Source organism: Streptomyces sp. NRRL WC-3549, from assembly GCF_000721935.1.
GTDB lineage: Bacteria > Actinomycetota > Actinomycetes > Streptomycetales > Streptomycetaceae > Streptomyces.
Map to the genome: position 1 here is coordinate 8,888 of NZ_KL585445.1, position 7,309 is coordinate 16,196.

Below are 7,309 nucleotides of genomic sequence, written 5' to 3' on the forward strand. Positions count from 1 at the left end.
CTCCCGGGTACCGCCTGCCGCCGCTCATGCTCAGCGACGACGAGGCGCTGGCCGTGCTGCTCGGACTGGTCGCCGGCCGCCGAGCAGGGCTGACGACGGCACAGCACACGGCGAACGAGACGGCATCGGCGAAGATCCGGCGGGTGCTGCCCGAGCACATCGCCCGCCGGCTCGGCACACTCCTGGAATCCCTCGCCTTCACGGAACAGCCCGGCGACTTCGACACCCCGGACGCCGGGGTCCTGCTCACCGTCGCCGATGCGGTGCGCCACCGCCGGCCGGTCTCGATCCGCTACACCGACCGCGACGGACGGCGCAGCGAACGCACCCTGCTCGCGTACGGCATCGTCGCCCATGGGGGCCGGTGGTACGTCACGGGCAAGGACGACCGGATCGGCGAAGACCGGACCCTACGGCTCGACCGCATCGCGGACGTGCGGACCCTGCCCGGCTCGTTCGAAGCGCCTGACGGCCCCGATCCGGCACAGCGCGTGTTGTCGGCCTTCGCCACGGCCGAGTACCGGTACGAGGTGACCTTGCGGATCCACGGATCAGTCGAGCAGATCCGCGCCCGCCTTCCCGCGAGCGTCGCGAGCCTGGAGGAGCACGAGCCCGCGACGGACCCGGACCCGGCGACCGAGCGCTGGCGGCGCGTCGAGCTGAGGGTGGAGCGGCTCGACTGGTTGCCTCCCGTACTCGCCTCACTCGACCGGCCGTTCTCCATCGAGCGCCCCGACGAACTGCGCGACCTCGTCACCGCGCTCGCCGATCGCCTCGCGTCCTACGCGGGCCGCCCGGCTGCCCGCCCCGTGGGCGATGCCCATCACCGCAAGCAGTCCTCACCCTGAGCAGCCGCACGACGGAGTAGGTGCGGCTGTCGGGGGCTGTCCCCACCGTGCTCGGTGCCCGGAACGGAACCACTGATCAGCGGGGTAGCCGGATGCCCTGGAGGCCCGGTGGTGGCGAAGAATTCCACTCGTCCGAAGCCAGTCGCGGCTTCCGTCCTCAGGGATCACTCATGGCACGTATCCACCTCCCCCGTCGGCGCGCACACCGCACGATGTCGGGCCTCGCCCTGCTGGCCATGGCCGCCGGTCTCGTCACGGCCTGCGGCGACGAGGGCTCCGCTCACTCCGACTCGGCCCCATCGGTCTCCGCCTCGTCGGGCCCGGAGGCCGAGCTGAAGCTGCACATGATCACCAACAACGGCCACCGGCTCGCCTTCCACGTCACCGAGGGGCAGGGGCCGGCCATCGTCCTGGACGCGGGCGGTGGCAACGACTCCTCCTACTGGAGCGACCTCGTTCCCGAGCTCCACGCCTCCACCGGCGCCGAGATCATCACGTACGACCGGGCCGGTCTGGGCCGGAGCGAGCCTGTCGCCGGACCGTGGAAGGTGGAGAGCGCCGTCAGCGACCTGAAGGCGGGGCTGCAGAAGCTCGGCGTGACCAAGGACGTGATCTTGGTGTCCCACTCGCAGGCCGGTGAGATCGCGACCTACTTCGCCAAGGAGAACCCCGCGCTGGTATCCGGCTCCGTGCTCGTCGACGCCAGCCTTCCCCCGCTGTACACGGACGACGAGATAGCGCGCATCGTCGCTGCCCATCAGCCTGCGGTCGACGCCGCGAAGAAGGAGCCCACCAAGCCGCAGAACAGTCAGTTGATCTCCACGGCGGAGAGCTATGTCCCGATGCACAAGGCGTATCACCAGGTCTCCTGGCCCGACGCCGTCCCCGCAACCGTCATCGTGTCGGAGAGGACTCCGTTCGACGGGTCACCCGAGGACGCTGAGCTATGGCGGGAGGCCGCCGCGTCGTTCGCACAGCAAGGGCCGGGCCGGACACTCGTCACCGCGAAGGGGAGCTCGCACGACGTCCCGAAGGACCAGCCGGCCCTCGTGCTCAAGGAAATCGAGAAGATGGTGGCTGCCCGGGGCTGACGGGCTGCTCCGGCACGTCGTCCTCGCGGAAGCGGATCTGCCCGACGACGCCCTCGGCACCGGGATGCCGTGCCGGCCGCCCCGGAACGCCCCTGACGGCCGCGGAAAACACGGGGCGGCCGCGGCGGCAACCTGCTAGGAATACGACTTCCCGCCCACACGCAAGGACTGGATGCACGCCATGCCCCGCGCCGTCACCCTCATCCGCTCCGCCGCCCTGTCCGACGTGGCCGAGTACGCCTACGCCGCCACCGCGCCCGCCGAGGCACGGCTGATCTTCCTCGCCGGATCGTGCCCGTTGAACGAGGACGGTTCGACGGCGGCCGTGGGTGACTATGCCGGCCAGGCCGCGAAGGCCCTGGAGAACATGGAGACCGCCCTCGCGGCTGCCGGCGCCGGTCTGGAGGACGTCATCAGTACCCGTGTACTGGTCGCCTCCACGCGGCAGGAGGACCTGGTGACCGCCTGGCAGGTCGTCCGGGACGCGTTCGGGGACCACGACGTCCCCAGCACCCTGCTGGGCGTCACCGTGCTCGGCTACCACGACCAGCTCGTGGAGATCGAAGGCGTCGCCGCCGTACTCGACTCCTGACCTCCCGCGTGCCCGTTCAGCTCTGCCCACCGGGCCCGAGCGCGACGAGGCGTTCCCCTCGGCTCACCGCGACGCGGTGTACGTCCCGAAGCGACTCGGCCATGCGTGCCGCCACATAGCGGAGCTGGACCGGGGTGACGCGCGGGTCGTCCAGCATGTCCGCTACGTGGCCGAGGAGTTCGTCGGCCATTCCCAGTTGGACGCTCTCCATGTTGTCCGCCAGCCGGGAGACGTAGCCGGTGCCGTCACTGAGCAGGTAACAGGGGTTGCCGTCCGGGCTCGCCCACGGGAGCAGGCGTCGGGCCTCGGCTGGTGTCTCGTGTCGCACGTCGTCAACTCCGGTGGTGAGGGTGTCAGCCGTATCTCTCGCTGTGCAGCGATCTGCACACAGAGTGAGGGGGATCTGACTACGCTCGCCAGAGGGTCGCTGGTGACACGTGGTCCGTCACACGGGAGTTGACGATGAGTAATATCTATGGTGATTGGTTGCGGGCGCAGCGCGAGACGGCGGGACTGACGCAACAGCAGTTGGCGGACATGGCGATCATGACGCGGTCCCACATCTCCCACATCGAGGCGGGACGGCGGGTGCCGTCCCGGGAGGACGCGCGCAGGCTGGACCGGGCCCTCGGCACCGGGGACGTGTTGAGCAGCTTTCTGCCGAGGCAGGACGACGTTGCGGTCGCCGACTACTTCGAGGCGGCTCGGCAACTGGAACAGCAGGCCGTGATGATCCGGGAGTTCGCCCTGTCGTTCGTCCCAGGCATTCTCCAAACGGAGAAGTACGCCCGCGCCGTGCTGAGCACAGCTTTCCCTCCGGTGAGCGAGGAGGAGTGTGACAGGCTCGTGGTCACACGGCTGGAACGGGCAAAGATCCTCGAGAACCCGGTGCGACCCGTGGTCTGGGTCCTGCTCGACGAAGCGGTACTGCGGCGCACAGTCGGCGGATTCGACGTCATGGCACAACAGATCATGCATCTCGTGCGACTCGTGGAATCAGGTCGAGTACGCGTGTACGTACTGCCGTTCGGTCTTGGCGTGCACACTCTGATGCAGGGCATGCTCACCCTGATGCGTTTCGATGACCAGCCACCCGTGGCTTACTCGGAAGGTATTCAGGTCGGAAAGGTGCACGACTCCCCCGCGATGGTCGATCGACTGCTCGGCGCATACGATCTGGCGCTGGGCGACGCCATACCGCTCAGGGAGTCACTGACTCTGCTGAGGACGACCGCGAAGGAATACGGACATCGTGACTGAACCTACCCTGCCGGACGTGTCCGCAGCTGCCGGCTGGCGCACGTCCTCGTACAGCGGGAACGAAGGTGGAAGCTGCCTCGAAGTCCTGGACGGCCACCCGACCGCCGTCCCCGTCCGCGACTCCAAGGTGCCTTCCGGGCCGGCCCTCCTCATCCCCGCCGCCAGTTGGACGTCCTTCGTCTCCGCCCTCAAGGCGGACCGGCTCAGCCCCTGAACGACACGGGGACGCGGCAACGGGCCGGGCGTCGCCTCACCACTCCCTGGGGGCGATGAGCTGTTCCACGTCCGCCTCCGCGAAGCCGTACGCCGTGGCGACGAGCCAGAAGTCCTCGGCTATCTCCTCCCGGGCGGCCGTCTCGATCTCGCTTCCGGCCGCCTCGAACTCGGCTTCCAGCGCGTTGAACTCCTCCGTCGCCGCGTGCGTCAGCACGTACAGCGCCGCGAGGTCGGCGGGCTGCCGGGCCTCGATGGTCTCGCAGAGGCGGACCAGGACGGCTCTGCCCCGGTCCACCACGTGGTCAGGGAAGTACGCGTCGTCGTAGAGGCCCTGGAGGAAGGCGTGCCGCCTCATCCGCTCGTTCGTGATGGCCATGGTGCTCCCCCGCCGTCCCGCTCGGTGATCCGTCGTCCCGATCCTGCACCACGCCACTGACAACGCCCCGCTCCCGCCGGGTCAGGGCGTCCGCTCCGTGTGGAACTCGACCGGCCACCGGGGGCAGTACCACACGGGCGTCGGCGGCACCGAGCGGTCCGGCCCCTTCCGGCCGTTCACCGGGAGGGGCCGGACCTCGCACGGCGGCTGTCCCGCCCCGCGACCTGCGCCTGACTCACCGCACGCGTGAGGAGCGGTCCCCGTCGTCCTCGTCATCGTCGTCGGGGACGTGGACGTCGAAGACGTTGATGTTGATCTCGACGACGTCCAGTCCGGTCATCGATTCCACGGCGTCCTTCACCTGGGACCTGATCCGGTCGGCGAGTTCGTGGATCGGAACGCCGTACTCCACCTCCACGTCGACGTCGATGGCCGCTTCCTTCTCGCCGACCTCCACCTTGACGACGCGCCCCGCTCCCGAGGAACCGGATTTGCGGCCGGTGACGGCTCCCACCGCCTTCGCCGGCCCCCGGCCCACCGAGTGGACGCCGTCGGTCTCGCGGACGGCGATTCCCGCGATGGTGGCCACCACACCGTCGGCGATGGTGGTCGTGCCGCGCGTGGCCTTACCCGCGTTCCTGTCTGCCGGTGAACTTCCGCCCAGGGTTCCAGCATCAGCCATGACTGCCTCACAGAGAATTGTCGCGACGAGGCGGATCGCACCCTCGTCAGCTCCTCGTTCCACTGTGCGACCGTCCGGCGCCGTCCGCCATTGGAGTCAGCGCGACGGCTCCACGGTGACGCCGTCGTACCGTGCGGAGCCCCTGCGCGACCGGCTCCCGGCCACGCGCACCCCGCCCGGCAGGGCGCGCCGCGTACCGGAGCAGCACGGCGCACCGGCGTGCTCGGCATCACCCTGGACAGCCGCCGTGACCCCCGGGTAACTTTTGACCAGGGCTGAGCAAGCGCTTAGACATGCGCTTGGACGCCGCACCCCGAGCTGACGCTGACGCTGACACCAGGAGGCACCCCGTGCGCCGTACGGTTTACAACGAGGACCACGAGGCGTTCCGGGAGACCCTGCGGGCCTTCATCGAGGCCGAGGTCGTGCCCGTCTACGACGAGTGGTACGCGGCCGGCCAGGCGCCCCGCGACTTCTACTACAAGCTCGCCGAGCTGGGCATCTTCGGCATCGAGGTGCCGGAGGAGTTCGGCGGCGCGGGCGAGGAGTCCTTCAAGTACGAGGCGATCATCTACGAGGAGACCGCCCGCGCGGGTGTGTCCTTCGGCGGCTCCGGGGTGCACGTGCTGCTCTGCCTGCCGTACCTCAAGGCGTACGCCACCGTGGAGCAGAAGAAGCGCTGGCTGCCGGACTTCGTCTCCGGCAAGTCCATGTACGCGATAGCCATGACCGAGCCGGGGACCGGTTCGGACCTGGCCGGGATGAAGACGACCGCCAAGCTCTCCGAGGACGGTACGCACTACGTCCTCAACGGCGCCAAGACCTTCATCACCGGTGGTGTGCACGCCGACAAGGTCATCGTCTGCGCCCGCACGGAGGCTCCCAGGCCGGACGACCGCCGCCACGGCATCTCGCTGCTCGTCGTCGACACCAAGTCCGAGGGCTACTCGGTCGGACGCAAGCTCGACAAGATGGGCCTGAAGGTCTCGGACACCGCGGAACTGGCCTTCGTGGACGTCAAGGTGCCCGTCGGGGACCTGCTCGGTGAGGAGAACAAGGGCTTCTCCTACCTCGGCCAGAACCTCCCGCAGGAGCGCCTGGGTATCGCCGTCGGCGCGTACGCGCAGGCCGCCGCCGCCGTGCGGTTCGCCCAGCAGTACACGCAGGACCGCACGGTCTTCGGCAAGACCGTCGCCTCGTTCCAGAACACCAAGTTCGAACTGGCCGCCTGCAAGGCCGAGGTGGACGCGGCCGAGGCCGTCTGCGACCGTGCGATCGAGGCCCTGGACGCCGGGGAACTCACGCCCGCCGAGGCGGCCTCCGCGAAGCTGTTCTGCACCGAGGTCGCGCACCGTGTGATCGACCGCTGCCTCCAACTGCACGGCGGATACGGCTACATGAACGAGTACCCGATCGCCCGCCTCTACGCGGACAACCGGGTCAACCGCATCTACGGCGGCACCAGCGAGGTCATGAAGTCGATCATCGCCAAGTCCATGGGCCTGTGAGAGGGAGTACGTTCCCCTCCATGAACGCAGGACCCATGAGCGCCGCACTCGACTCCCTGCTCGATCTGCTCGACCTGGAGCGGATCGAGCAGGACATCTTCCGGGGCACGAGCCAGAGCGCGGTCGTGCCCCGGGTGTTCGGCGGCCAGGTCGCGGCGCAGGCGCTGGTCGCCGCGGGCCGCACGGTCCCGGCCGATAGGCCGGCACACTCGCTGCACGCCTACTTCCTGCGGCCCGGGGACCCCGGGGCGCCGATCGTGTACAGCGTGGACCGGATCCGCGACGGGCGGTCCTTCACCACCCGCCGGGTCGTCGCCGTCCAGCACGGCAAGCCGATCTTCCACCTCTCGGCCTCCTTCCAGGTGCGCGAGGAGGGCATGGACCACCAGACCGCCATGCCGTCCGCGCCGGCCCCGGACACCCTGCCGACCGCGGCCGAGATGCTCCCCCGGTACGCCGACCGCTTCACCGACCCGCGCATGGTGGACCGGCTGCTGGAGGCCCGCGCGGCGGTGGATCTGCGGTACGTGGACGCCCCGCCGTTCGCGACCGCCGGTGAGCCGCGCGAGCCGCGCTCGCAGGTGTGGTTCCGGACCAACGGAAAGCTGGCCGACGACCCGCTGCTGCACGTCTGCATGGCGACCTACGTCTCCGACATGACGCTGCTCGACTCGGTGCTGCTCGCCCACGGGCGCGGCGGCTGGGCGATCGGCGACGTGGTGGGCGCCAGCCTGGA

At 69.4% G+C, this 7,309-nt stretch carries 10 protein-coding genes; 7 read left to right on the top strand and 3 right to left on the bottom strand.

The features are described from left to right. The 3 genes from IH13_RS0134230 to IH13_RS0134240 all read left to right on the top strand — a co-directional run. On the top strand, nucleotides 1-848 hold an 848-nt coding region (locus tag IH13_RS0134230; protein WP_051836020.1), incomplete at its 5' end, for a helix-turn-helix transcriptional regulator. A 170-nt stretch (nucleotides 849-1,018) separates the two neighbouring features. Further along, nucleotides 1,019-1,939: an alpha/beta fold hydrolase gene (locus tag IH13_RS0134235; RefSeq protein WP_031090744.1), complete on the top strand. Its 921-nt coding sequence runs from the start codon at nucleotides 1,019-1,021 to the stop codon at nucleotides 1,937-1,939. Nucleotides 1,940-2,120: 181 nt separating this feature from the next. After that, nucleotides 2,121-2,531, top strand: a complete 411-nt coding sequence (locus IH13_RS0134240; RefSeq protein WP_031090746.1) for a RidA family protein — start codon at nucleotides 2,121-2,123, stop codon at nucleotides 2,529-2,531. A 16-nt stretch (nucleotides 2,532-2,547) separates the two neighbouring features. Here IH13_RS0134240 and IH13_RS0134245 read toward each other — a convergent pair whose 3' ends face one another. Then, nucleotides 2,548-2,859: a hypothetical protein gene (locus IH13_RS0134245; protein ID WP_031090748.1), complete on the bottom strand. Its 312-nt coding sequence runs from the start codon at nucleotides 2,857-2,859 to the stop codon at nucleotides 2,548-2,550. A gap of 134 nt (nucleotides 2,860-2,993) precedes the next feature. Here IH13_RS0134245 and IH13_RS0134250 point away from each other — a divergent pair, with 134 nt between their 5' ends. Continuing rightward, entirely contained in the window at nucleotides 2,994-3,791 is a 798-nt protein-coding gene (locus IH13_RS0134250) for a helix-turn-helix domain-containing protein (protein ID WP_031090750.1), read from the top strand. Further along, nucleotides 3,784-4,005 (top strand): DUF397 domain-containing protein, encoded by a 222-nt coding sequence (locus IH13_RS0134255; RefSeq protein ID WP_031090751.1) that lies wholly within the window; start codon nucleotides 3,784-3,786, stop codon nucleotides 4,003-4,005. The genes IH13_RS0134250 and IH13_RS0134255 overlap by 8 nt, the downstream gene beginning before the upstream one ends. A gap of 36 nt (nucleotides 4,006-4,041) precedes the next feature. Here the strand turns inward: IH13_RS0134255 and IH13_RS0134260 are convergent, their stop codons facing one another. Together IH13_RS0134260 and IH13_RS0134265 are read right to left on the bottom strand one after the other, a co-directional pair. Next, on the bottom strand, nucleotides 4,042-4,383 hold the full coding sequence (locus IH13_RS0134260; protein WP_031090753.1) for a DUF5713 family protein: 342 nt from the start codon (nucleotides 4,381-4,383) through the stop codon (nucleotides 4,042-4,044). Between the two features lie 235 nt (nucleotides 4,384-4,618). Continuing rightward, nucleotides 4,619-5,065, bottom strand: a complete 447-nt coding sequence (locus tag IH13_RS0134265) for an Asp23/Gls24 family envelope stress response protein (protein WP_031090755.1) — start codon at nucleotides 5,063-5,065, stop codon at nucleotides 4,619-4,621. 350 nt (nucleotides 5,066-5,415) lie between these two features. Between IH13_RS0134265 and IH13_RS0134270 the strand changes: the two genes are divergently transcribed. Together IH13_RS0134270 and IH13_RS0134275 are read left to right on the top strand one after the other, a co-directional pair. Beyond that, a complete protein-coding gene (locus IH13_RS0134270) occupies nucleotides 5,416-6,573 on the top strand; it encodes an acyl-CoA dehydrogenase family protein (protein WP_031090758.1) in 1,158 nt (385 codons plus the stop codon). Between the two features lie 35 nt (nucleotides 6,574-6,608). Continuing rightward, the coding region (locus tag IH13_RS0134275) for an acyl-CoA thioesterase (RefSeq protein ID WP_031090759.1) at nucleotides 6,609-7,309 on the top strand (701 nt) is incomplete at its 3' end.